Origin of the sequence: Albidovulum salinarum (assembly GCF_025673475.1) — a bacterium.
In the GTDB taxonomy this organism is placed as follows: domain Bacteria; phylum Pseudomonadota; class Alphaproteobacteria; order Rhodobacterales; family Rhodobacteraceae; genus Albidovulum; species Albidovulum salinarum.
On the sequence record NZ_JAOVQO010000033.1, the window covers coordinates 1 to 20,414 of the forward strand.

A 20,414-nucleotide genomic window follows, 5' to 3' on the forward strand; every position below is an offset into this window, starting at 1 on the left:
TCCACGTCCGCATCGCCATCCTGAACCGCTACACTGCGCTCGGCATACCTGTCACTGAAGCCGAGGGATGAGTCTGCCCGGGGATAGGGGAATCTCGGCCATCAGCCGATTTGTGCAACAGAGCCGCTACCGCCCGCCCGCGCCGGAAAGCTTCCTTCCAATGGACCAGAGGCCGATGATGCACCAACAATCAACACGGACCACTCGATGGGGGCAGTCCAACGCAGATCTGCCGAACCGCGTCGCCGATCGTCATTCTTTGCCCCTGCAGCACCTCGACCTGCCGCAGCTTCAACACGATGTCCTCGGGCTTGTCTCGCTTTCCTGCCATCTTTGGTCCTCCTCGACGGGACAAATCTATCCCAGTTGGCGAGCCACTTCGGTGGGGGAGGATCAAGGCCGAGATGATCCTGATGCACTGGCATGAGGCCGAGGGATTTCAGTCAAAAGACGAGCCAGACCCCGGTGCATGATTGCGGCCCCTCGGCCAAACCGCTCCCCATCTCTCGGTAAATCGGATGACCCGCGGCTGGCGACAGGAACGGCGGATTGCGGTCTTTCGCTGCGGAAGCGACGAATGTCCGGTCTGGTCCCGTCCTCGCCAGCCAGACATGGGGGAATACTATGTCTGCTGTGATGCGGAGACCGGCTGTTCTTTACGCAGCACCACGTCGTTTTGCCCGCAAGACAAGTGACGAAAGCGCAATTTGACGGTTGGCAATGGAGCCTCCGAATAGGTAGAAATTTGTGACCTATATCGTTGGGCAGCGGGAGTACTCGGGAAATGTCGATATGTAGAGGCTCTTGAGGAATGAAACCGACTGCCCTCGACGCCGCCGACATTCGTATCCTTTGCGCGTTGCAGCAGAATGGTCAGCTCAGTAAATCGAAGCTGGCGGAGTTGGTAGGGCTTTCCTCTACTCCTTGCTGGGCGCGCTTTGCCCGGCTGAAGAAGGCGGGCCTGATCCGCGGGTACCGTGCGGACCTTGCGCTGGGTAAGATAGTCGATGTCTCCAAGGTCGTCGTAACTGTTTCTCTGAAAAGCCACCGCAAGACGGATTTTGACCGCTTCGAGGCGCATATCCGCAGCCTTAACGCGGTCACCGACTGCGTCGCGACTGGCGGTGGGATGGACTACGTGATGACCGTTGTCACAACCAGCCTTTCGGCCTTCCAGACGCTGATGGAAGACATGCTGTCGGCGGAACTCGGGATAGACCGTTACATGACCTATTTCGTGACACGCGAGGTCAAATCGGTGCAGCCGGACCTTGCCCAGCTGTTGGCCCAACCAGCGAAGTGACCCGAGAACGCGCTCAACGGACGCGCAAAGTCCGAACGGTCTGAGTTGAACATCAATTTGGTCCGTTCAGTCTGCTCGGTATGAATCTTCAGTCCGATCTTGCAAGCTGATTGCCCCTAAAACCACGGCCAGTTCGACAAGATCTCGTGGTCCGTGAGGACCCGCAGGAAAGGGCAATCAGAATGGCAAAATCAGACGATTTCGGTTTCGGAACCCAGATCCGGAAATCCCCGTATTTCGACGCGACGGTCCGATGGGGCGCAAAGGGCTTCTCGGTCTACAACCACATGTACATCCCGCGCGACTTCGGCGATCCGGAACAGAATTTCTGGAACCTGATCAACGACGCGATCCTGTGCGATGTGGCAGTCGAGCGTCAGGTCGAGATCACCGGCCCTGATGCCGCGAGGTTCGTTCAGATGCTGACCCCGCGCGATCTTTCGAAGATGGCGGTCGGGCAATGCAAGTATGTTCTCATCACCAATGCCGAAGGCGGCATCCTGAATGACCCGATCCTGCTGCGCCTGGCGGAGAACCACTTCTGGATCTCGCTTGCGGACAGCGACATCCTGCTCTGGGCACAGGGCGTCGCCGTGCATTCGGGCATGGATGTGACGATCCGCGAACCGGATGTATCGCCGCTCCAGCTTCAAGGGCCGAAATCCGGCGAGGTGATGAAGGCGCTCTTCGGCGACAGCATCATGGACCTCAAGTATTACTGGCTGCGCGAAGTGGAGCTGGACGGCATTCCGCTGATCGTGTCGCGCACCGGCTGGTCGAGCGAACTGGGATATGAGCTTTACCTGCAGGACGGGTCGCGCGGCGACGAGCTATGGGAAAAGATTATGGCGGCGGGCAAGCCTTTCGGCCTGAAACCCGGCCATACCTCGTCGGTCCGCCGCATCGAGGGCGGCATGCTGTCCTATCACGCCGACGCCGACATCAACACCAATCCCTACGAGCTTGGGCTTGGTCGCCTCGTAAGCCTCGACATGGAGGCCGAGTTCATCGGCAAGGCCGCGCTGCGCCGGATTAAGGAAGAGGGCGTCTGCCGCAAGCAGGTCGGGCTGGTCATCGACGGGTCGCCACTCAAAGGGCCGAACACCACCTTCTGGACCGTCAACAAGGGCGGTGCGTTCGTCGGCAAGGTCACCTCGGCCGTCTATTCGCCGCGGCTGGAACAGAACATCGCCCTGGCCATGGTCTCTTTGGATGCTGCGCAGATCGGCGCGGAAGTCGAGGTCGTGACCGCGTCCGGCCCGACGCGTGCGAGGATCGTGGAGCGCCCGTTCTACGACCCGCAAAAAAGCCTTGCCGCTGCCTGATTGTCATCAACCAGACTGGAAAAGTAGCCATGTCCGACCTTTCGATCGAACTGCATTGGCACCGTACCGAAGCGGGCTTCGAGCTGGGCAAGTATTCTGCCGAGCATGTCGTGCGCTACAACAACAGCTATGAAGTGCAAGCGGATGCCGCCCCGGATTGGGGCGGCAAACCGGAAAACACCAACCCCGAACAAGCGCTCGCCTCGGCATTGTCTAGCTGCCACATGATGACCTTCCTGGCACTGGCCGCGAAGGCGAAGTGGCCGGTGGCCAGCTACCACGATCACGCAGTTGCACATCTCGGCAAGAACCCCAAAGGACAGATGTCAGTCACGCGTATCGACCTGCACCCGGTGGTGCGTTTCGATACCGGCTTCGCGGTCGACAACAAGACGTTGGATGAAATGCAGGACCGCGCCCATCGCTACTGCTTCATCGCCAACACGCTCGCCGACAGCGTCGAGATCAACGTCCTTTAGGCACCGGTTAGGGAGAAAAGCTGTGCAAGAGAGCGATATCCTGCTGCGCGATCTGGATGACGACGGCATTATGCGCCTGACGCTGAACGACGCGCGGCGCCGCAACGCCCTGTCCGAAGCGATGCTGGGCGAGCTGGGCGCAGCCATTGCCGAGGCAGGGGCAAACCCCTCTGTACGGGTCGTCATCCTAGCCGCACACGGAGCAGCCTTTTGCGCGGGGCATGACCTCAAGGAAATGACCGCCGGCCGGTCCGCCCCGGATCGCGGCAAAGCCTACTTCACCAAGGTCATGGCGCTGTGTTCGGGCGTCATGCAATCGATTGTGAATTGCCCGAAACCCGTCATCGCCGAGGTCACGGGGATCGCGACCGCAGCGGGCTGCCAGTTGGTCGCCAGCTGCGATCTCGCCATTGCCGCGGACACCGCGCAATTCAGCACGCCGGGTGTCCATATCGGGTTGTTCTGCTCCACGCCGATGGTGGCGCTGTCGCGGAACGTGGCGGGCAAACACGCGATGGAGATGCTGCTGACGGGGGACATGACATCGGCTGCCCGCGCGGCCGAGATTGGGCTGGTCAACCGGACTGTCGCCCCCGATGCGTTGAGGGAGGCGACCATTGAGATGGCCCGCAAGATCGCGTCCAAATCCAGCATGACGCTCGCCACAGGAAAACGTGCGTTCTACGTTCAACGCGAGCTGCAGCTGGCGCAGGCCTATGACTACGCCTCCGGCGTGATGGTCGAGAATATGCTCGCCCGCGATGCGGAAGAGGGCATCGGAGCGTTCATCGAAAAACGCGCGCCGCAATGGCAGGATAAATGAGGCTTATGGTGGAAAATCCCTACAATACCGGTCTGGATCGCAACCCGGCGAACTACCAGCCGCTTACACCGCTGACCTTTCTCGAACGCGCTGCCAGCGTCTTCCCCGACCACACCGCGATTGTTCACGGCACGCTGCGTCGCAACTATGCGGAGTTCTATGCGCGTTCGCGGCGGCTTGCCTCGGCACTGACCAAGAACGGGGTCCGGCGCGGCGACACGGTGTCGGTGCTGTTGCCCAACACACCGGCGATGCTCGAATGCCATTTTGGCGTTCCGATGTGCGGCGCGGTCCTGCATTCAATCAACACCCGGCTGGACGCGGCAATCATCGCGTTCCAGCTCGATCACGCCATGTCCAAGCTCGTGATCGTGGACCGCGAGTTCATGCCGCTGATGCAGGACGCTCTTGCACTTGCCACGGTGAAGCCTGTCCTGATCCAATACGACGATCCGGAATACGACGGTGCGCGGACACAGTTCGAGGCCGCCGACTACGAGGTGTTCCTGACCCGTGGCAACCCGGATTTCGCCTGGCTGATGCCCGAGGACGAGTGGGACGCCATCTCGATCAACTACACCTCCGGAACCACCGGCGACCCCAAGGGCGTGGTGTCGCATCACCGGGGCGCCTACCTGCTGGCGCAGGGCAATGCGCTGACGACTTCGATGCAGAAACATGCGGTGTATCTGTGGACTCTGCCGATGTTTCACTGCAACGGCTGGTGCTTCCCCTGGACGATGTCGGCCATCATCGGCACCCATGTCTGCCTGCGGCAGGTGCGTGCGGAGCCGATCTGGAATGCCCTCGCCGATGAAGGCGTGACCCACCTCTGCGGCGCCCCCATCGTGATGTCGCTGCTGATCTCGGCGCCGGATACGGTCAAACGCAGTCTTGACCGTACCGTGCAATTCTTCACGGCCGCCGCGCCCCCCCCTGAAAAGCTTCTTGCCGACATGCGGGATGCGGGCTTTGACGTGACCCATCTTTACGGGCTAACGGAAACCTATGGCCCGGCGGTCGTCAACGACTGGCACGAAAACTGGTCCGGGCTGCCCCGCGCCGAGCAGGCCACGCTGAAATCCCGTCAGGGCGTGCGCTATCTGGCGCTGGAACAGCTGGACGTTCTAGACCCCGAGACGATGTGCCCCGTGCCGCGCGATGGCAAGACCATGGGAGAGGTCATGTTCCGCGGCAATGTCGTCATGAAGGGCTATTTCCGCAATCCCAAGGCGACGCAGGAGGCCTTCGCCAGCGGCTGGTTCCATTCGGGCGATCTGGGGGTCATGCATCCCGACGGCTACATCCAGCTCAAGGACAGGTCAAAGGACGTCATCATCTCGGGCGGTGAGAATATTTCCTCGATCGAAGTCGAAGAGGCACTGTACCGGCATCCCGCCGTCGCGGTCGCGGCCGTCGTTGCAATGCCCGATGAAAAATGGGGCGAAACGCCCTGTGCATTTGTCGAACTTGCAGCAGGTCAGAAGGCGGATGCGACAATGCTTCGCGCATGGTGCCGCGAGCACCTTGCACCCTACAAGGTTCCCGGAAAGTTCGTGTTCGTGCCTGTTCCAAGAACGTCCACCGGAAAGATCCAGAAGTTCATCCTGCGCGAGCAAGCACGGGCTATCGCCACCTAACATCGGAGCGGACACGCGGCTTCACTCTTTGTTCGCCTTCCGACCCTTTGATCCACTCGACACTCTGCGCTCGCTGCGAATGACCGCATTCTCGAACTCCGCCGCACGATTCCGAGTCTCAATCGAAGGTCTGCAAAGGTGAAGAACCTCCAACGCGGGCCGACCCGGCACCAGGCTGCACCCTCGCGCCGCGGCCCGCATCAGAAATCCTTCACCATCCTATCTAATCTCGCGGAGTGCGCGAATGGCGGCTTTAACAACTTATCACCGCCTGTATTCGCTCGTCCTCCCATCTGGCGATCTGCTTCGTTAGATCATCAGGTAATGGGCCGTCGGGATCTGGCAGGGACGAAAGGAAGCTCCACCGGCGCTCCAGCCCGCTAAGCGATACCTCGTCTATGCCGCCGCGTTTAGCGAAGGCGTTGAACATCTTCCCCAGTTCCGGGGATAGAGGCTTACCCTCCTGCCACCGCTTCGCGACCCAGAGTACGACATCGATCAAATCAAGGCCCGCGCTCTCGTCACCCGGTCGAAAGACCGGCGGGGCCTCCGGCATGTTTGTCATGTCCATCTCCGGCATTCCGGGGCCCATGGGATGCTTCCGGCCTCGAAGGCGCCGATAGATGTCGGCCAGCTCGCCTTGCGCCCGATTGAACTGCGTCTGCCGGTCCACGACGATCTGGCGGACTTTCCGAGACTGCTTTTGAGCCTGAGTGGCCACCGATTGGAGCACTTGCTGAAAGCCCACGAGGTTCGGGGAGATCTGACGCGCGCTATCTTTGTTCCCGGCACCGTAACTGATCTCGAACGGGTTCGCAGCGGCCCAGGTCAGCGCACCAGAGATCAGTTCGCGGGAGCGAGCATCCGTTAGGCGACAGATACGGCCCTGAAGCGTCGCGCACAGCCTTTGCAGAGCTTCCGCAGCTCGTGCGGGGTTGGTCTCCACTCGTGCCGCCCAAGCGGCTTATGCGGTCTCTTCGTCGAACAGGTGGGCGACCTTGACGACGACGGCGTACCGCAATGGTGTCCAGTAGTGGTCCCATCGAACCGCTTCGTTGAGCCCGGCGTCAAAGACTTGGTCGAAGAAGGTGATGATGGCGTGGTCGGGCTTCACCACCTTGTAGAGCGAGAACTGCACGTCGCGCTTCAGCGCGAAGCGACCAAGGCTCAACGCGACCTCTGAGAGCCGACCGACGCCCAGCTCATTTGCATGAAGGCGCTCCACTCCGAGCTTCGCACGAGCTAGTCGAAGCAGTGGCTCGGCAGAGACATCAAGATTCGTCTTCGACGAGATTAGCCGTAGTAGAGGACGGGCTGAGCCGGATCGAAGAGCTGGTTTCCGGTGTTCCCGCTCTCGTCGACATAACAATACATCTGCACCCGCTCTAAAGCCTCACGGGCTGCCTATAAAGCAGATCTTCGACCGAGTGTCATGCACGGCAGGAAAGTCCGCGCTGCAAACTTTGGCCTGTTAGCCAATGCTGCAGGATGCCGCGAAAGACTGGTTCGGGGAAGCTGCACCGCCGCGACAGCCCGCCTCGTGAATGGCAGCTCAGGGCCGTCCGCGCAGGCCAGCGTCTGTTCGGAACGTCCCCCCGCCCGCCGCGGAGCGGAGATCGGCCGGTGTGAGCCCAGATCGAACCGCCCCCGAAACGTCGCTCATGTCGGAACACGTGCTTGACATGGGCATTTGACGATGTGCGCCACGGATGGGGCGTCTCGACAAGCACGCGTGTTGGTGACAGTCTCGTTGGGCCAAGACCGCCCAAGGTGGCATAACCTTAGACCCGTCACGTTCAAGCGTACCGCGAGGAGACGCTATGCCATTCGACGCCGCACGACGTCGCGCCTTTGCCGACTTCGCGCTTCGCACTCGATATGACGATATCCCGTTGCGCACGCGTGAGCGCGTGAAGGATTATTGCCTCGACCTGATCGGGGTGAGCGCGGCGGCGGCACAGATCGAGGCCGCGAGAATCGGGCGGGAAATGGCGGTCAGGCAGATGAGCGCGGGCGCCGATGACGCACGCGCACGCATCTTGTTCGATGGACGTTACGCGAGTCTTGTCGGCGCCGCCTATGCCGGTGCGACGCAGATCGACAGCCTTGATGCGCATGATGGGTATAGTGCCGCTAAAGGCCATGCCGGGTGCGGTCTTCTGCCAAGTCTTCTGGCCTTTGCAGAAAGAAAGAGCGATTTGACCGGGGAAGACTTCCTGACATCCCTGGTCGTCGGATACGAAATCGCATGCCGCGCCGGCCTAGCGTTGCACGGCACGGTGTCCGATTACCATACGTCCGGCGCTTGGGTGTCACTCGCCGTCGCCGCGCTCGGCGTTCGATTGCTCAATCCGCACCCCGATATCCTGCGCCATGCGATTGGAATCGCGGAGTATCATGGCCCGCGTAGCCAGATGATGCGCGAGATCGGCAATCCCACGATGCTGCATGATGGTTCGGGATGGGGTGCCATGGTCGGCGTCTCGGCGGCGGAACTGGCTCTAATGGGTTACTCCGGCGCGCCAGCCGTGACAGTGGAAGGCGACGACGCATCCGACTACTGGGAAGATCTCGGCCACACGTGGTTGACGGATAGGCAAAACATCAAGCTCTATCCGATATGCCGATGGGCGCATGCGCCGGTCAAGGCCGCGCTAGATCTGCGCGCGGCGCACCATCTCCAAGCCTCCGACATTGCGTCGATCCACGTTGAGAGCTTCCACGAAGCCACGCGCCTCGCGCGCGGGATTCCGGAGACCACCGCCGTGGCGCAGTACAGTCTGGACTATCCGGTTGCCGCCGCTCTGGTCTGCGGCGCACTCGGTGCCCATGAGGTCTCGGGGAAGACCTTCCATGACCCAGAGATCGCACGGCTTGTATCAGTGACCACGGTGGCCGAATGTCCGCACTGCAACGCCAACTTCCCAGCCGATCGTCTCGGTCGCACGATCCTCACCACATTCGACGGCCGCACATGCGACTCCGGCATCGTCCGCGCGCCGGGCGAACACTCCAACCCAATTTTACGAGACGGTATTGTCGAGAAGTTCCGCACGTTTACTGCACCGGTTCTGTCGGCTGAGCGAAGGGCCTCGATTGAGCATGCCGTGTTCTCGCTGGGCAATCGGCCGGACGCCCTGTCAGCATTGCAACAAGCGCTCTACGGACCGATCGTATATTCAGGCGTGGCCCATCATTCGCACTAGACGCACGACTCGACGAGCCCCAGTATCTCCCTGACTGCAGTCTGTTGACGCAGACTTGATGCGGGAAGACATGATGTTGAGCTGGAATCGCCGAGGCGAGGGGCCAGATGTCCTGCTGGTCCATGGATTTCTGAGCAGCGGGCTGATCTTCGGCCCGTTGACCGATCATCTGTCGGACGACTTTTCGGTCACGACCATTGACCTTCCCGGCTTCGGCGAAAGCCATGACATAGCTGTGCCGCCGACCGTCGAAGAGCAAAGTGAGCTTGTGCTGGAAACCGTAAAATCCATCGGCTTGAAGAAGTTTTCAATTCTTGGCCATTCGCTTGGGGCGATGATCGCTCTTGAGATCAGCCTCCGGCATCGAAATTTGTTGGAAAAGATGGTTCTCTACGGAGGCTGTCCCGACGGTTTCCTGCCGGACCGCTTTGAATCGACCGAAAGCAGCGTCAGGAAGCTCGAAGAAAAGGGTATGGAGGCGTTTGCGGCTGGCATCGCCGCAGAATGGTTCCAACGCGACAAAGATGACCCGATGTTCAGTTTCGCGCTCAAGGCCGGCGCGCGATCGAACACGGACGGCGCGTTCGTGCACCTCAGATCCTGGGATCCCTGGAAGGCCAGAGACCGGTTGGGGGATGTCACGACATCAACTCTCGTGGTTTGCGGTGATGGCGATCGCTCCACGCACCCCGACCTGTCCATCGAGATGTGGAGAAAGATTCCCAAGGCCCAGCTCTTCATTGCACCGAACGCAGGTCACGCCTTTCACCTCGAGATGCCAGAGACGTTCAACTTGATCGTCGAGCGGTTCCTGAAGGAGTAAAACGCTCGGCCGGCGTTTCAACGATCGCATTGGCGGCCATGCGTGGCACATGACGGACTAGGTCGCCGGCGGCTTTTCCCGCTCTGCGACCGGTCGACCGGCGGAAATGCTGTGAATGAGTGCCAACGGCTTTGGGGAAACTGCATTGCAGCGCGATATACACCGACGAATGTCGCTTAAGAGCCGTCCTTGCCCGTTGGCGGTCCCCCGACGACGTCAGCCGGTCATCCGTGGCGCTTTCGCCTGTGGCGTGAATCTGGCAGCTTTTCTGAGTAGTTTCCAAGAGGTGACATGATCCTGTGGTGGACAGGCGGAGATCCTTGAGCGCGGTCGTTGGGACCGCGATGCTGATCGGTGCGTGCTATGGCGCGCTGCTTCTTGCCGCGTTCGTCTTTCAATCGCGGCTTGTGTATTTTCCGAATGTGCCTACCCGTGCCGTCGGCCCCGACCCGGACAGTATCGGGCTGGCCTTTCGGCGGCTCGACATCCTGACCGAAGACAGGGTCAGCCTCGTCGCGTGGCATGTGCCGGCATCTGATCCCCGCGGCACGGTCCTGTTCTTTCATGGCAATGCCGGTGACATCTCGCACCGGCTCGAGTCCTTGCGGCATTTCAACGAACTCGGCCTCGCGACCCTGATCTTCGACTATCGCGGCTACGGGCAAAGCGCGGGCGAGATCTCAGAAGCCGGGATCTACCGCGACGCCGACGCGGTCTGGCGCCATCTGACCGAGGAGATGGGAACTCCCCCGGACCGGATCGTCCTGTTCGGCCGGTCGCTGGGCGCGGCCGTCGCGGCGTATGTGGCGGGTCGGCAAAAGCCCGGCGCGTTGATCCTCGAAAGCGGTTTCGTTTCGCTTCCCGACCTGGGCGCCGGAATATACCCTTGGCTTCCGGTGCGGTGGCTGGCGCGCATCCGTTTCCCGGCTGCCGAATTCCTACAGTCCGCGACCTGCCCCGTGCTGGTCATTCACAGCCGCGATGACGAGATTATCCCCTTCAAGCAGGGCGTGAGGCTCCATGCTGCCGCTCGCCCGCCCAAGGAGTTTCTAGAAATCCGAGGAGGGCACAACGACGGCTTTCTCGTCAGCGAAGGGCGCTATCTCGAGGGCCTCGACACATTCGTCGCCGCCGCGCTCGGCGAGTGAACGTCCGTTACCTATGCGACCAAGCTTGTCAGTTTTTCCCGCAGCACTGCTTGTATTTTCGACCTGAACCGCATGGGCAGCGTTCGTTTCGGCCCGGGTGCTTGTGCGGAATGGACGCGCGGGACCGGTTTTCGGCCTTCATGACGAGGGCAGGGCGCGAGGCCAGCAGGATCGCAGCGATGCAATTCCGGATCAAATCCGGGGCTTCGAGGTCGATCTCGTCGATCTCTTCCTCGGTGAACGCGCTGTTTCCCTCGTAAACGTCCTGCAGGGCGAGCAGGAAGATCAGCGACGATCGCGTCTCTTCATCGGCCCGCTCAAGCACTTTTTCCCAAGCCTCGGGGCGCAGCCGCATCGCGCGGGTGAACCCGTCGACCCAAGGCTCCCACAGTGTCTCATCGCTGTTCGGATCCACCTCGTAGATCGGTTCGATCCAGGGGGTCCTTGTCATCTCCGCGGCGACAGCATTGTAATGCGCCATCACCGCCGAGATCGTTGCATCGGCGGTCGTCAGGTCGGGAAAACCGGCATGACCGGTTTCCCCCCAGACATGGGGAAGCCATTCCGAAGGCGGGATGAGGTCGGGACAGGAAAGGATGCCGGTCACATAGCCGTCGAGCTCGCTCAAGCTCATCGGAAGATTTTCCTGCGGCAAGGCCGACAAGAGCTCGTCGAGGCGATCGAGGTCCTGATCCGAACTGCTCATGGCGCGTCTCCTAGATGCCGGTGCCGTGGGTACCCGCCCGAATGCCAATTCGCAATCCAGCCGCGGCTCAAGAAATCTGGTGGTTCACGACGAGCATGGCGACGATTGGCTGAGACCCGGTCATTCTGGTCGGCTCGCTGCCATGGCTCCGTTCCGGCGATGGCCCGGCAAAGCTGATGTCCGTCGGCCGAGGGACGCTGCGCCCACCATGACCGGATTTGCAGAGGCTGCACTGCGGCGCCCCAAATCACAATGAAGGTCAGGAAAGGGCCGGCCAGGCCGTCATAGTGGCTGCTTGCCCAGTAGCGTTTCGAATACCAGTTGTGTGCGTCGCTCGGCATGCAAGACCACCAATGCGGCGGCGCGGGCGTCGTCGCCAGCGTCGTGGTGATCGAAGTCCAGATTCGGACGCTGCTTCAGATGCGCAAGGCCATGGCCGCCGTTGTCCAAGAACTCGGGCCACGCGCGACGGGCGATCCGGACGCTGTCTCCCCATCTCCAGCGCGGCGACTCGCGGCCAAACGCAGCATAGGCGCCATGAATGGCGCGCCGGTCAAATCCGCTGTGCTGGATGAGGCGATGCCGATCTGGCAGATGCTCGCGGCATCGCTGCAGGCGGTCTCCACGTCCAGGGCGTTGAACCGGAACGATCCGATCGGGACGCCTGAGGGGTACGCCACATCTTCGGTTCGCCTTGCCCCGGCGCGTGTCGGAGATCGGGTTGTCATCAAAGGCATTCGTGTCGTGCAATGGCCTTGGCCAAGGCCGTTTCGGAAACGAAGCGGAGCTGGTAGCCCTCGGCGATCAGCCCCTTCGCCTGTTCGATCTTGGTGCCGAAATGCGACGTGCGCCAGTTCTTCGACGCGGTCTGCGAGATGACGACGTAGCGAGTCTTCCGGCTGGTCGAGGACGCGACTGTGCCGCCGCAACGCTCGATCTCCGAGATGATGAAGCTGCGCGCGCCCATCTGCATCGGGCCGGTCAGGACAAAACAGCTGCCGGCGAGGTCGACCTCGGCCGGGTCGATGATCGGCGTATCGAACTGCGCCACATTGCCAATATTCGGCAGGCCGGTATCGGCGAAGCCGTCGCCCACGAGAAGCGCGATCCATTCACGGATTTCCTCTGACTCGATCTCGGTCAGTATCTTGTCCGCCAGGGCCGCCTCAAGCGCGCGCCAGAGGTCGCGGTAGACCACCGAACGGGACAAGACCATGCTCGCGTGGAAGCGGGCGAGCATCGCCTCTGCCTCGGCCTTCAGGATGAGCCCGTCGCAGATGATGCCCGCACAGAAGCCAAGGAACTCGTTGACTTCGTCGAGCTCGGAGTAAGGTGCCGCCCGGACAAGTTCGTCGCGCTTCTCGGCGACCACATCCTGGAGTGCCCGCATCAGGTCGTTCTGCCCCGAGAAACACCGCGCCCGGATATCCTGTGCCAGATCCGATGCGTCGGGGTCCTCAAAGAACTCCACGAACTTGTCGGCCTCGGCGAGGATGGCCACTTCCTCGCCGGTCTCGATCCGCTGCGATGACAGCGCGCCCTACATCGAACCAGGGTCACCTTGGGAGAACGGATACTGCGAGAGCTTCAACGCCAGGTTCCGGGACGAGCTGCTCAACGGCGAGGTCTTTTACAGCCTCCGAGAGGCCAAGATCCTCATCGAGCAATGGAGGAAACACTACAACACGAAACGCCCCCACAGTGCTCTGGGCTACCGCCCGCCGGCCCCTGAATCCGTCATCCCGATGGACCAGAGGCCAGTCATGCACTAACAATCAAATCGGACCACTCAGGTGGGGCTGATCACGTGACACGCGGCGCCCCGCGCCACTCATCCCGCGCCGCCAGGGGATCCTGCCCCTCGTCGATGGCCCGGCGCAGCTCCTTGGCGCGTTCGCGCGCGGCCGTCACGCTCCACTCTGGCCAGCGCCCGATGGTCATCCGCCGCTGCCGTCCCGCGTGCCGGTAGTCGATGGTGAAGGTCCGCGCGTCCGAGGCCTGCACCCGCGCGGCGAAGCCGATCACCTCCGTGTCGAAGATCTGATAGCTGACGTCGGGCTTCGGTTCCGCCTCGCGTAGTGTTTTCTCGTTGAGTTTCAGTCGTTTGACCATGCATCCCGCCTCCTTGCCCCAGGACACAGGCATAGACCCGTGCCACTATCAAGTCGGACCACGGCGCAGGGACCGGAATACAGGCGGAAGGTGGAATTGGGGCAGGGAGGGGCGCTCCGGACAGAAAGATCAAATGGTTGGGCCGGAACGCCCGGCGCACGGCGCCTTAGCAGGTAGAAATGAGGGCGCCGCGCCGATGCCGATTTGATCGCGACCGGCTCATGGGCTAGCACTGGTGGCGATCCCAAGAACTGTCTTCGCCATGCCAAATGCCAAACCCCCTCGAAACCTGACACCGGTGCTCTGCCAGCGGCTGCAACAGGAGATGCTGAAGGCTTGCCAGGACGTCGCCGGCCGCCACGGTCTGGTGGTCGAGGCGAAGGAAATCACCGGCATGGAGTTGCGCTGGGGTTTCGATGCTGCCTTCCGTGTGTCGATTCCGTTGCCTGACGGCACCCCGCTTGACCCGGAAAGACTGCGCTTCGAGGCGCTGGCCGAAGCATTCGGTTTGTCGCCGACCGATTTCGGCCGCCAGTTCAGCACAGGGCGCGATTTGTTCAGGATCACGGGCATCGACCCCCGCCGCCCCAAATACCCCGTCTCGGCCGAACGTATCCCGGATGGACAGGGGTTCAAGTTTACTGTCGACCAAGTGGCGCTGCTGTTGCAGAAGGGGATGAAGGACGTGACACCGAAGGGACAGTGACGGCCCTGTCGGCCCGATCCGGCTGTAAATCGCAGGCGTCTACGCCGCAGTGCCGCTTACCCAGAAGAGACGTTGGTCGAATGCGCAGCGATTGATGCAATGAAGTGCGTCTTTGCGAGGCTTTGTGTTCGTCGCTCTGGATGAAGAGGGCATGCCGAGGCAATAGGCTTCGTACAAACATGTTCTTTTGATTTGTATATTTCACGACTGACGAAGCACACTATTGCCGGTAGCGATCCGGTGGATGAGGCCAGCGACAGCTCGGTGCGTCTCCATTTCTATGGCCGTGCCGACCGCGTTTTCGTGGGTTGCGGCAGCGTCTCTGAGAACTCCGGCAATCTCGCGTTCGGGGAGCAGCTTGTGATCGCTAATCGCAAGAAGGAGCGCCTCGCAGATCGAGAGGGCCGCGATTCCGGAATAGTCCGTCTGGAAGGGCATTTCGAGAATCTCCTTGATGCTGCGAAGGGATCATGGCGCCGTGCTGGTCTGATCTACGTTCCCAATCTTTCAGAAAATGCTGTAAGTTGGGCTGATCGAAAGCAGTCCGTGCGCCGATTTCCCACTAATTCATTGCCCGCCCTGGGAGGCGCCGTTGAGCATTATCCAAGACAGTCCTCTCACTCGGAAGCTTTCCGCCTTTGTGTCCCTCTCGGACGCAGAGCTTGCGGTGTTGGACCGTTTGCACCAAAGGCGCAGGTCTTTTGTCGTGGGGCGCGATCTGGTGCATCAGGGGCAGTCCGATCAGGCGGCCTATATCCTCTCGGAAGGCTGGGTCTGCTCTTACAAGATCCAGCCGGATGGATCGCGGCAGATTGTCGATTTCCAGATCCCCGGCGATTTTCTGGGCCTGCGCAGCGTCCTTCTGCACACATCCGATCACAGCATCGAACCGGTCGTTGATATCCAGGCAGCGGAGGTGCTGGCGAGCGACCTTCTGGAGGCCTTCGCGCACACGCCGAGACTGGCGATGGCGGTTCTATGGGCGGTAAGCAGGGACGAAGCGATGGTGGTCGAGCATCTGGTATGCATCGGACGCCGCGACGCGAATGCCCGCATGGCGCATTTCCTGCTGGAACTCGGTGTCCGGCTGGCTCTGGTGGGGATGGGCAGCAAGGCGGGATATGACTGCCCACTTACACAATATCACCTCGCCGATGCGCTGGGTCTGAGTGCTGTCCACGTCAATCGTGTCCTGCGGCAGCTTCGGGAAGGCGGGCTGGTCACATTCCGGGACGGTCACGTGACCTTCGATGACTATGAACGTCTGGTGGCACTGGCGGATTTCGATCCGGCCTATCTGGATCAAACTGGCCCGCTTCTCAAGTGACAATGGCCGCCCTGTTGATAGAGGGGCGGCCATGGCAGATCTAGTTAAAGACCTTCAAATTTTCACAAGGCGCAGTCTTCGCGGCTAAGCGATCAGTTGCGCTCGCCGTTGCCTTGAAGGGCATTCAAGCGAAGCGTTACTTCTGAGACGCTGAGGCGCCCACATTCGCTCGCGTGAAGCTCCGCTGAGAGCTCCAATTGCGTACATGCCCGAACATACGGCGCCGATTGGAGCTCGGCGGCTTTTGCTGTGGTAGCATCACCTTCCGCAAAACTTACGGCCGTGAAGCCGAACACCAGGAGTGCCGATGACGCGGCCAAACGGCCACACTTCCGGGCAAAACTCCGCACGAATTCCAAACCGGAGGAAAGAATCTTTACGAAAAACATAATTGTATCCTTTCTTGGGTTCTCCCAAGTCGCCGAAATTATGGAGAAATGAAACGATTGAGATCGATTGATCTCTAGTACTTCACGACTGCTAGGAAAACCGTAGCCAAACGGGGATTCGTTAAGCTTTGGGCACTATCGCCAACCTGCTTTGGTGGCGCACTGACACATGTTAGCCTAGGTAGTTTAGGGTCTTCCTTCACAAGCTGTTGCTGGGCCAGGATTGGCTGTACGCGGCGGCATAAGTTCCATTTTCGTTGCGTCCGATTCGTCAAGAGGTTGCTGGCGAGTTGACGCTTAGGGGCCGGCCTCCTATCAAGCAGGGCGACCCGGTCAAAAGCCCAGACGTCGGGTGTCACGCGAGGGCGTGAGTGGCCGCGTCGAGTTCCTTGTTGGTCTCGGCATCGTTCTTTGCCGTATGAGCCTTCTCGGCGGCCTGGCAGTGCTTCAGGACCGCGTCCTTCGTAGGGCCATCGGGCGCCTTGTCCCAGTTGGTCTTGACGGATTTCATCTTGTCGGCGGCCTTGTTGATTTCGGGTGTCATGGGATGTCCTGTCCTGGACGTTCCGAGAATAAGAAGCGTGAGGGCAATACCCACCAATTGTCGTCTGCACGCCCTCACGCTTCTTCCGTACTCGGAAATCTTCAGTACTCGGAAAAAACGTGCCCGCCAAATACTCGCCGGGCACAGGTCAGCTAGCGGGCTTGGCGCAATCTCCGCACTGACGCAGGTTAGCCTGACCGGCACGGGTCTCGGTATTAAGGCCTGACGTAGGGGAAGGTGGGGGAAGGATCACGGCGGCGGCAGCCGTTTGCATATTGTCCAATTCATCGCTCCAGAACCGTTCTGCGTGGTCCCGTCGCGGTGCCGCATACCGTATGGTCGTCCGCCCTTCCGGTGCCTGAAATGCGTCCGGTCCGGTCGCTCGATATCCGACATCCGAACAATTCATCCCGAATTGGCCAGGACGTAGACCCGCGCCAGAACCAGAAGAAAAAACACAACCAGCAGGGCGCGTGTGAAGGAGCCCGGCGGCCAGTTCGGCATCACGGGAACTGTCAGGCCCGGTATGCGGTTAGGCAGAGGAGTAGGCAACAGGACGGCCAGTTTCGCGGCGACCGCACCGTGTTCGAGGCTGAGCGCTGGGACATCCTTGAATCCTGAAAGTATCGCCCCTAGCCGTCCGCGCGCCGCGTCCGGCCCTGAATCTGCAAGTCTGGCCGCCTCTTCCCAGGGATCGAAGCCAAGCCTGGCGAGTGCGGAGAGCACCGTAACGGCCGACCCGTTCTGGTCTTCGCCAACGAAGGCGTACAGAAACCGGTCAAAGTCGCTTCCCTCCGGGTGAAGAACGTCCAGCCTCGACATACAACGCTCCAATACTTCTTTAGACCAACCATGACGAGCCTCCGTTGGGACCATAGAGGCGCCAGTCGCCCGAAAGATGCCGACAACTGGTTCTTTGATGTTATCGGCAGCGCTTCCGCCGCGCCCTTACGCAGATCAGCGATGTGGTGGGCCGGCTGGTTTGGACATGGGCGACAGGCCGAGGTTGCATCCGGAAAGCAAGAAAACTGCCCCTAGCTAACACCGATCAGTAAGGGTCGCCCTTTAGTAGACTATAGTCATGACACTCATCAGGCCTTGCTGCGTGTCGGCCTTCAGTAACCTGCGGCGCCTGGTAGTTGAGCGACTTTCATTAAGATAGCGGAGGCTTGGGATGAACATGCGGACGTCCACATATACGGTGACGTTTCCTGACGAATTCGTCTTGCCGGGCTACCCGGACGAACTACCCGCCGGTGAATACGAAGTCGTCATCGAGGAAGAACGCCTTCAGGGCCTCAGCTTTGAGGCATACCGACGGACCGCAACATACCTAACCATTCACGGCAAGGGTGAGCACGCAGGTCGTACCGAACTGCGTCCGGTCTCGGAGCGGGACATGGAGCTGGCGATCACCCACGGTCGGAACATCCCGAGGGACGTCAACGACAGCGAGGCGGCGCTTTCTCCGCAGGAGGACTTGAAATGAATACTCCCGAATGGCTGAAACCCGGAATCTACGGCGGCGTGATCGGCGCGGTTGTCATCATGGTCGTTGGATTTTCGTGGGGCGGCTGGATGACGAGTGGAACGGCCAACAAGATGGCACGCACACTGGCAGAGGATGAAGTGATCACCGCACTGACTCCAGTCTGCATTGAAATGTCACGCGCAGACCCGGACCGCATTGCGAAACTCGCCACCATCAACAGCGCCGCGAGCTACAAGCAGCGTGACGCGGTGATCGCCGCCGGCTGGGCGACGGTCCCCGGCACCGAAATCGCCAATCGAGATCTGGCGCAGGCCTGCATGGCCGCGCTCAAACTCGAGGCATCGTGACACAGCGGGCCGGGCGGCGTCCGGGGAACCCGACCGATTTACACTGAAGGGTCGCGGTTCTTCGGCGCCACACTCGGTAAGGGCGACGCACCATCTTCGCCGCCTTCGCGGGCACAAATGACCTGCCAATCCCTTTGCGCCAATATCCGCACGAAAAGGATCGCACGATGTCTGTCAGAAGCCTCACGGTCACCAGAACTGCTGCGCCCTCGGCATCCGAAACGCCGCCCGTCAGGAAGACGCCTTGCTGCGTTGACGAGTACCCTGCCGGGGTAACGCGCAATATTGGGACACCGTCATACCAGGAGACAGATCATGGAACGAAACATCGAAAAGAGCATAGCTGTTTTTTTCCGTCCATTCAGGCTTTCCGGTTTTGATGAGGTCCTTCCTGCGGGAGAATATGACATCGAAACCGAACTGAACTCGCCGCCCGACCATCTCGATCCGGAAGGCTGGAAGGCTTCGGTCTTGGTGCATCTGAATCCACGGATGTCCCATCCCGGTTTGACGCGGAGCCTGGCCGTGTCTCTGGCCGATCTGGAGAGGGCCCGCGCCAAGGACAAGCTTTCCGGTAAAGAGCTGACGCAATTCTTTGTCGAAGAGATGCTGGCCGATCCGATGGTGCGCCTTGTGATGAAAGCCGACGGTGTCTCCGAAAGTCAGCTTCGCAACCTCTATGGTTGTGCGCGCGCACCGGACCCCGACCGCGACAAGCAGAACCGAAATCTCGCTCCCGGAGCTCTGACCGATCGCCCTTCGATCCGCTCATCGATCGAGGCCGCCGAGAACGAAGGAATGCCATCCAAGGCGGATTGCACGTCCCAGCTCGGGTTCCTGCGCCCCGGCGGAATGTCGGTGGCCGCGGGGACAAAACTATGACCGACGATCCGGTGTATCTTGACGCGAGACGCAGTACCGAAAGCAGGATGGCAACCGATATCCGGCGACATTCACTCAAAGATTTCGAGGCAGATCAGCACGCGCTCCGCCAACGGCAGGAAGAACTGGAAGCGCAACTTCTTGCCGAGCCTGCCGCCAACTGGCACGAGGCGGCCGTGAAAGCGCAATATCTGATACGTCGTTATTCCGAGACTTCCGAGGCTCAGGACGCAAGACGCCAGAAACTCATCCAGCGCGCACTCGGTGATCTCGCGCGCCTGATCGAGGCAGAAGCTGAAAACCCATGACCCCATTCACCAAACAGGACACGATTCAGGCGCGGGCACGCAATGATGTGCCGCAAGAGCGTCGTTGCCTTCGCTGCGGCACCGCCTTCTGGAGCGAGGGGTTCGGGCAGCGGATCTGTCCGCGCTGCAAGGGATCAAACGCGTGGCGGAACGCCGCTCCCGCACGCTCTGGTTCGTCTCGCCGCCGCTGACGTATTTCAGGCACCTGAACCGTTTTCCGGCGTGCCGACAAGGTGCATAAATGATGTCTCTCGAAGCGGTCCACACGACATGCCTCTACAACAGACCGTCCTATATCCTGCTCCAACGTCCGGAACGCGAAGGCTGCCGTGCGGCATCCAAAGAACTGCAAAAGCCCGCAAGGGATCATCCACACCTACCGCACCGTCTCCTTTCTGGGGAGGACGAAGCCGCTCGCGTGGCATTGGCGCGTGTGGCTGCACGCGCTCTTGCCGCAGCGCATGCGATCGTCGTCGTGAGCCTGGCGTTGCCCTTGAGAGCGTCCCGCATCACAGGGCCATTTCCGCGACCGGTGCTCCAAGGATCTCCTCGTTGACCTCGACGCCAAGGCCCGGGCCGCAATCGTCGGGCAGACGCACCTCGCCGTTTGTCACTGGCAGCGGGCTCCTCACCATCGGCAGATCGACGCTCACGAAGTCGTAAAGGCCGAAGTTGAGATTCCGCGGCAGCGTATGCCCCATATGGGTGACGCAGGCGAGGAGGATTGCGGTGCCGTAGTAGTCCTCGATCCGGACCGGCACGCCCGTCACCTTCGCCAGCCCCATCACCTGGCGTGTCGCCTCGATCCCGCCGACGCAGGAGGTCTTGAGCGAGGCTACGTCGAGCACCTGTTC

Annotated in this window: 24 protein-coding genes and 2 pseudogenes; 15 read left to right on the top strand and 11 right to left on the bottom strand. The window is 60.9% G+C overall.

All coding sequences use genetic code 11. The features are described 5' to 3' along the window. Nucleotides 1-190: 190 nt before the first annotated feature. Complete coding sequence (locus OEZ60_RS21090) at nt 191-331, bottom strand: hypothetical protein (RefSeq protein WP_263340718.1); 141 nt, start codon at nt 329-331, stop codon at nt 191-193. A 480-nt stretch (nt 332-811) separates the two neighbouring features. Between OEZ60_RS21090 and OEZ60_RS21095 the strand changes: the two genes are divergently transcribed. From OEZ60_RS21095 to OEZ60_RS21115, 5 genes are all read left to right on the top strand, one after another. Continuing rightward, complete coding sequence (locus tag OEZ60_RS21095; protein WP_263340658.1) at nt 812-1,303, top strand: Lrp/AsnC family transcriptional regulator; 492 nt, start codon at nt 812-814, stop codon at nt 1,301-1,303. Between the two features lie 182 nt (nt 1,304-1,485). Further along, complete coding sequence (locus OEZ60_RS21100; RefSeq protein WP_263340660.1) at nt 1,486-2,628, top strand: glycine cleavage T C-terminal barrel domain-containing protein; 1,143 nt, start codon at nt 1,486-1,488, stop codon at nt 2,626-2,628. Nucleotides 2,629-2,657: 29 nt separating this feature from the next. Then, complete coding sequence (locus tag OEZ60_RS21105) at nt 2,658-3,107, top strand: OsmC family protein (RefSeq protein ID WP_263340661.1); 450 nt, start codon at nt 2,658-2,660, stop codon at nt 3,105-3,107. 22 nt (nt 3,108-3,129) lie between these two features. Next, nucleotides 3,130-3,930, top strand: coding sequence for an enoyl-CoA hydratase (locus OEZ60_RS21110; protein ID WP_263340664.1), 801 nt, complete (start codon nt 3,130-3,132; stop codon nt 3,928-3,930). A 5-nt stretch (nt 3,931-3,935) separates the two neighbouring features. Next, a complete protein-coding gene (locus OEZ60_RS21115; protein WP_263340715.1) occupies nt 3,936-5,570 on the top strand; it encodes an acyl-CoA synthetase in 1,635 nt (544 codons plus the stop codon). 253 nt (nt 5,571-5,823) lie between these two features. On the opposite strand, the gene OEZ60_RS21120 is transcribed toward OEZ60_RS21115, so the two are convergent. Continuing rightward, nucleotides 5,824-6,516 (bottom strand): hypothetical protein, encoded by a 693-nt coding sequence (locus tag OEZ60_RS21120; RefSeq protein WP_263340665.1) that lies wholly within the window; start codon nt 6,514-6,516, stop codon nt 5,824-5,826. Between the two features lie 18 nt (nt 6,517-6,534). Beyond that, nucleotides 6,535-6,741, bottom strand: coding sequence for a hypothetical protein (locus tag OEZ60_RS21125; RefSeq protein WP_263340666.1), 207 nt, complete (start codon nt 6,739-6,741; stop codon nt 6,535-6,537). A gap of 649 nt (nt 6,742-7,390) precedes the next feature. Between OEZ60_RS21125 and OEZ60_RS21130 the strand changes: the two genes are divergently transcribed. From OEZ60_RS21130 to OEZ60_RS21140, 3 genes are all read left to right on the top strand, one after another. Beyond that, entirely contained in the window at nt 7,391-8,776 is a 1,386-nt protein-coding gene (locus OEZ60_RS21130) for an MmgE/PrpD family protein (protein WP_263340670.1), read from the top strand. 58 nt (nt 8,777-8,834) lie between these two features. Further along, on the top strand, nt 8,835-9,599 hold the full coding sequence (locus OEZ60_RS21135) for an alpha/beta fold hydrolase (protein ID WP_263340672.1): 765 nt from the start codon (nt 8,835-8,837) through the stop codon (nt 9,597-9,599). Nucleotides 9,600-9,943: 344 nt separating this feature from the next. Next, complete coding sequence (locus OEZ60_RS21140) at nt 9,944-10,747, top strand: alpha/beta hydrolase (RefSeq protein ID WP_263340675.1); 804 nt, start codon at nt 9,944-9,946, stop codon at nt 10,745-10,747. Between the two features lie 28 nt (nt 10,748-10,775). On the opposite strand, the gene OEZ60_RS21145 is transcribed toward OEZ60_RS21140, so the two are convergent. The 3 genes from OEZ60_RS21145 to OEZ60_RS21155 form a co-directional block, all read right to left on the bottom strand. Then, nucleotides 10,776-11,501 carry a UPF0149 family protein gene (locus OEZ60_RS21145; protein WP_263340678.1) on the bottom strand — a complete coding sequence of 242 codons (726 nt, stop codon included), beginning with the start codon at nt 11,499-11,501 and terminating at the stop codon, nt 10,776-10,778. Nucleotides 11,502-11,735: 234 nt separating this feature from the next. Further along, entirely contained in the window at nt 11,736-12,203 is a 468-nt protein-coding gene (locus OEZ60_RS21150; protein WP_263340680.1) for a 3'-5' exonuclease family protein, read from the bottom strand. Then, nucleotides 12,181-12,954: a BRCT domain-containing protein gene (locus OEZ60_RS21155; protein ID WP_263340684.1), complete on the bottom strand. Its 774-nt coding sequence runs from the start codon at nt 12,952-12,954 to the stop codon at nt 12,181-12,183. The genes OEZ60_RS21150 and OEZ60_RS21155 overlap by 23 nt, the downstream gene beginning before the upstream one ends. Before the next feature lie 40 nt (nt 12,955-12,994). On the opposite strand from OEZ60_RS21155, the pseudogene OEZ60_RS21160 reads away from it, so the two are divergent. Further along, nucleotides 12,995-13,225: pseudogene (locus OEZ60_RS21160) on the top strand (integrase core domain-containing protein); the annotation flags it as partial. A 37-nt stretch (nt 13,226-13,262) separates the two neighbouring features. On the opposite strand, the pseudogene OEZ60_RS21165 reads toward OEZ60_RS21160, so the two are convergent. Continuing rightward, nucleotides 13,263-13,565: pseudogene (locus tag OEZ60_RS21165) on the bottom strand (Arm DNA-binding domain-containing protein); the annotation flags it as partial. Between the two features lie 262 nt (nt 13,566-13,827). Here OEZ60_RS21165 and OEZ60_RS21170 point away from each other — a divergent pair. Beyond that, nucleotides 13,828-14,271, top strand: a complete 444-nt coding sequence (locus OEZ60_RS21170) for a hypothetical protein (RefSeq protein ID WP_263340687.1) — start codon at nt 13,828-13,830, stop codon at nt 14,269-14,271. 201 nt (nt 14,272-14,472) lie between these two features. Here the strand turns inward: OEZ60_RS21170 and OEZ60_RS21175 are convergent, their stop codons facing one another. Beyond that, entirely contained in the window at nt 14,473-14,709 is a 237-nt protein-coding gene (locus tag OEZ60_RS21175) for a hypothetical protein (protein WP_263340689.1), read from the bottom strand. A gap of 160 nt (nt 14,710-14,869) precedes the next feature. Here OEZ60_RS21175 and OEZ60_RS21180 point away from each other — a divergent pair, with 160 nt between their 5' ends. Beyond that, nucleotides 14,870-15,598 carry a Crp/Fnr family transcriptional regulator gene (locus OEZ60_RS21180; RefSeq protein WP_411709830.1) on the top strand — a complete coding sequence of 243 codons (729 nt, stop codon included), beginning with the start codon at nt 14,870-14,872 and terminating at the stop codon, nt 15,596-15,598. A gap of 744 nt (nt 15,599-16,342) precedes the next feature. On the opposite strand, the gene OEZ60_RS21185 is transcribed toward OEZ60_RS21180, so the two are convergent. Both OEZ60_RS21185 and OEZ60_RS21190 read right to left on the bottom strand, forming a co-directional pair. Next, nucleotides 16,343-16,531, bottom strand: coding sequence for a hypothetical protein (locus OEZ60_RS21185; RefSeq protein ID WP_263340695.1), 189 nt, complete (start codon nt 16,529-16,531; stop codon nt 16,343-16,345). Nucleotides 16,532-16,936: 405 nt separating this feature from the next. Further along, nucleotides 16,937-17,353: a hypothetical protein gene (locus OEZ60_RS21190; RefSeq protein ID WP_263340698.1), complete on the bottom strand. Its 417-nt coding sequence runs from the start codon at nt 17,351-17,353 to the stop codon at nt 16,937-16,939. A 352-nt stretch (nt 17,354-17,705) separates the two neighbouring features. Between OEZ60_RS21190 and OEZ60_RS21195 the strand changes: the two genes are divergently transcribed. From OEZ60_RS21195 to OEZ60_RS21210, 4 genes are all read left to right on the top strand, one after another. Then, entirely contained in the window at nt 17,706-18,020 is a 315-nt protein-coding gene (locus tag OEZ60_RS21195) for a hypothetical protein (RefSeq protein ID WP_263340701.1), read from the top strand. Further along, nucleotides 18,017-18,370: a hypothetical protein gene (locus tag OEZ60_RS21200; RefSeq protein ID WP_263340704.1), complete on the top strand. Its 354-nt coding sequence runs from the start codon at nt 18,017-18,019 to the stop codon at nt 18,368-18,370. The genes OEZ60_RS21195 and OEZ60_RS21200 overlap by 4 nt, the downstream gene beginning before the upstream one ends. 315 nt (nt 18,371-18,685) lie before the next feature. Further along, on the top strand, nt 18,686-19,252 hold the full coding sequence (locus OEZ60_RS21205; RefSeq protein ID WP_263340707.1) for a hypothetical protein: 567 nt from the start codon (nt 18,686-18,688) through the stop codon (nt 19,250-19,252). Further along, the gene (locus tag OEZ60_RS21210; RefSeq protein ID WP_263340709.1) at nt 19,249-19,560 is read left to right on the top strand and encodes a hypothetical protein; all 312 of its coding nucleotides are present in this window, start codon (nt 19,249-19,251) and stop codon (nt 19,558-19,560) included. Before OEZ60_RS21205 ends, OEZ60_RS21210 begins: the two co-directional genes overlap by 4 nt. Before the next feature lie 509 nt (nt 19,561-20,069). Here the strand turns inward: OEZ60_RS21210 and OEZ60_RS21215 are convergent. After that, nucleotides 20,070-20,414 (bottom strand): enolase C-terminal domain-like protein (locus OEZ60_RS21215; RefSeq protein WP_263340713.1); only part of this gene is annotated, 345 nt, incomplete at its 5' end.

What these genes read in the sequence shown, in the direction of transcription:
- OEZ60_RS21140 (WP_263340675.1), top strand. Translation starts at nt 9,944, where the DNA reads ATGCTGATCGGTGCGTGCTATGGCGCGCTGCTTCTTGCCGCGTTCGTC.
- OEZ60_RS21175 (WP_263340689.1), bottom strand. Translation starts at nt 14,709, where the DNA reads ATGCCCTTCCAGACGGACTATTCCGGAATCGCGGCCCTCTCGATCTGC.
- OEZ60_RS21200 (WP_263340704.1), top strand. Translation starts at nt 18,017, where the DNA reads ATGAATACTCCCGAATGGCTGAAACCCGGAATCTACGGCGGCGTGATC.
- OEZ60_RS21095 (WP_263340658.1), top strand. Translation starts at nt 812, where the DNA reads ATGAAACCGACTGCCCTCGACGCCGCCGACATTCGTATCCTTTGCGCG.
- OEZ60_RS21170 (WP_263340687.1), top strand. Translation starts at nt 13,828, where the DNA reads ATGCCAAATGCCAAACCCCCTCGAAACCTGACACCGGTGCTCTGCCAG.
- OEZ60_RS21190 (WP_263340698.1), bottom strand. Translation starts at nt 17,353, where the DNA reads ATGTCGAGGCTGGACGTTCTTCACCCGGAGGGAAGCGACTTTGACCGG.
- OEZ60_RS21090 (WP_263340718.1), bottom strand. Translation starts at nt 331, where the DNA reads ATGGCAGGAAAGCGAGACAAGCCCGAGGACATCGTGTTGAAGCTGCGG.
- OEZ60_RS21135 (WP_263340672.1), top strand. Translation starts at nt 8,835, where the DNA reads ATGCGGGAAGACATGATGTTGAGCTGGAATCGCCGAGGCGAGGGGCCA.
- OEZ60_RS21105 (WP_263340661.1), top strand. Translation starts at nt 2,658, where the DNA reads ATGTCCGACCTTTCGATCGAACTGCATTGGCACCGTACCGAAGCGGGC.
- OEZ60_RS21205 (WP_263340707.1), top strand. Translation starts at nt 18,686, where the DNA reads ATGGAACGAAACATCGAAAAGAGCATAGCTGTTTTTTTCCGTCCATTC.
- OEZ60_RS21185 (WP_263340695.1), bottom strand. Translation starts at nt 16,531, where the DNA reads ATGACACCCGAAATCAACAAGGCCGCCGACAAGATGAAATCCGTCAAG.
- OEZ60_RS21115 (WP_263340715.1), top strand. Translation starts at nt 3,936, where the DNA reads ATGGTGGAAAATCCCTACAATACCGGTCTGGATCGCAACCCGGCGAAC.
- OEZ60_RS21100 (WP_263340660.1), top strand. Translation starts at nt 1,486, where the DNA reads ATGGCAAAATCAGACGATTTCGGTTTCGGAACCCAGATCCGGAAATCC.
- OEZ60_RS21195 (WP_263340701.1), top strand. Translation starts at nt 17,706, where the DNA reads ATGAACATGCGGACGTCCACATATACGGTGACGTTTCCTGACGAATTC.
- OEZ60_RS21210 (WP_263340709.1), top strand. Translation starts at nt 19,249, where the DNA reads ATGACCGACGATCCGGTGTATCTTGACGCGAGACGCAGTACCGAAAGC.
- OEZ60_RS21130 (WP_263340670.1), top strand. Translation starts at nt 7,391, where the DNA reads ATGCCATTCGACGCCGCACGACGTCGCGCCTTTGCCGACTTCGCGCTT.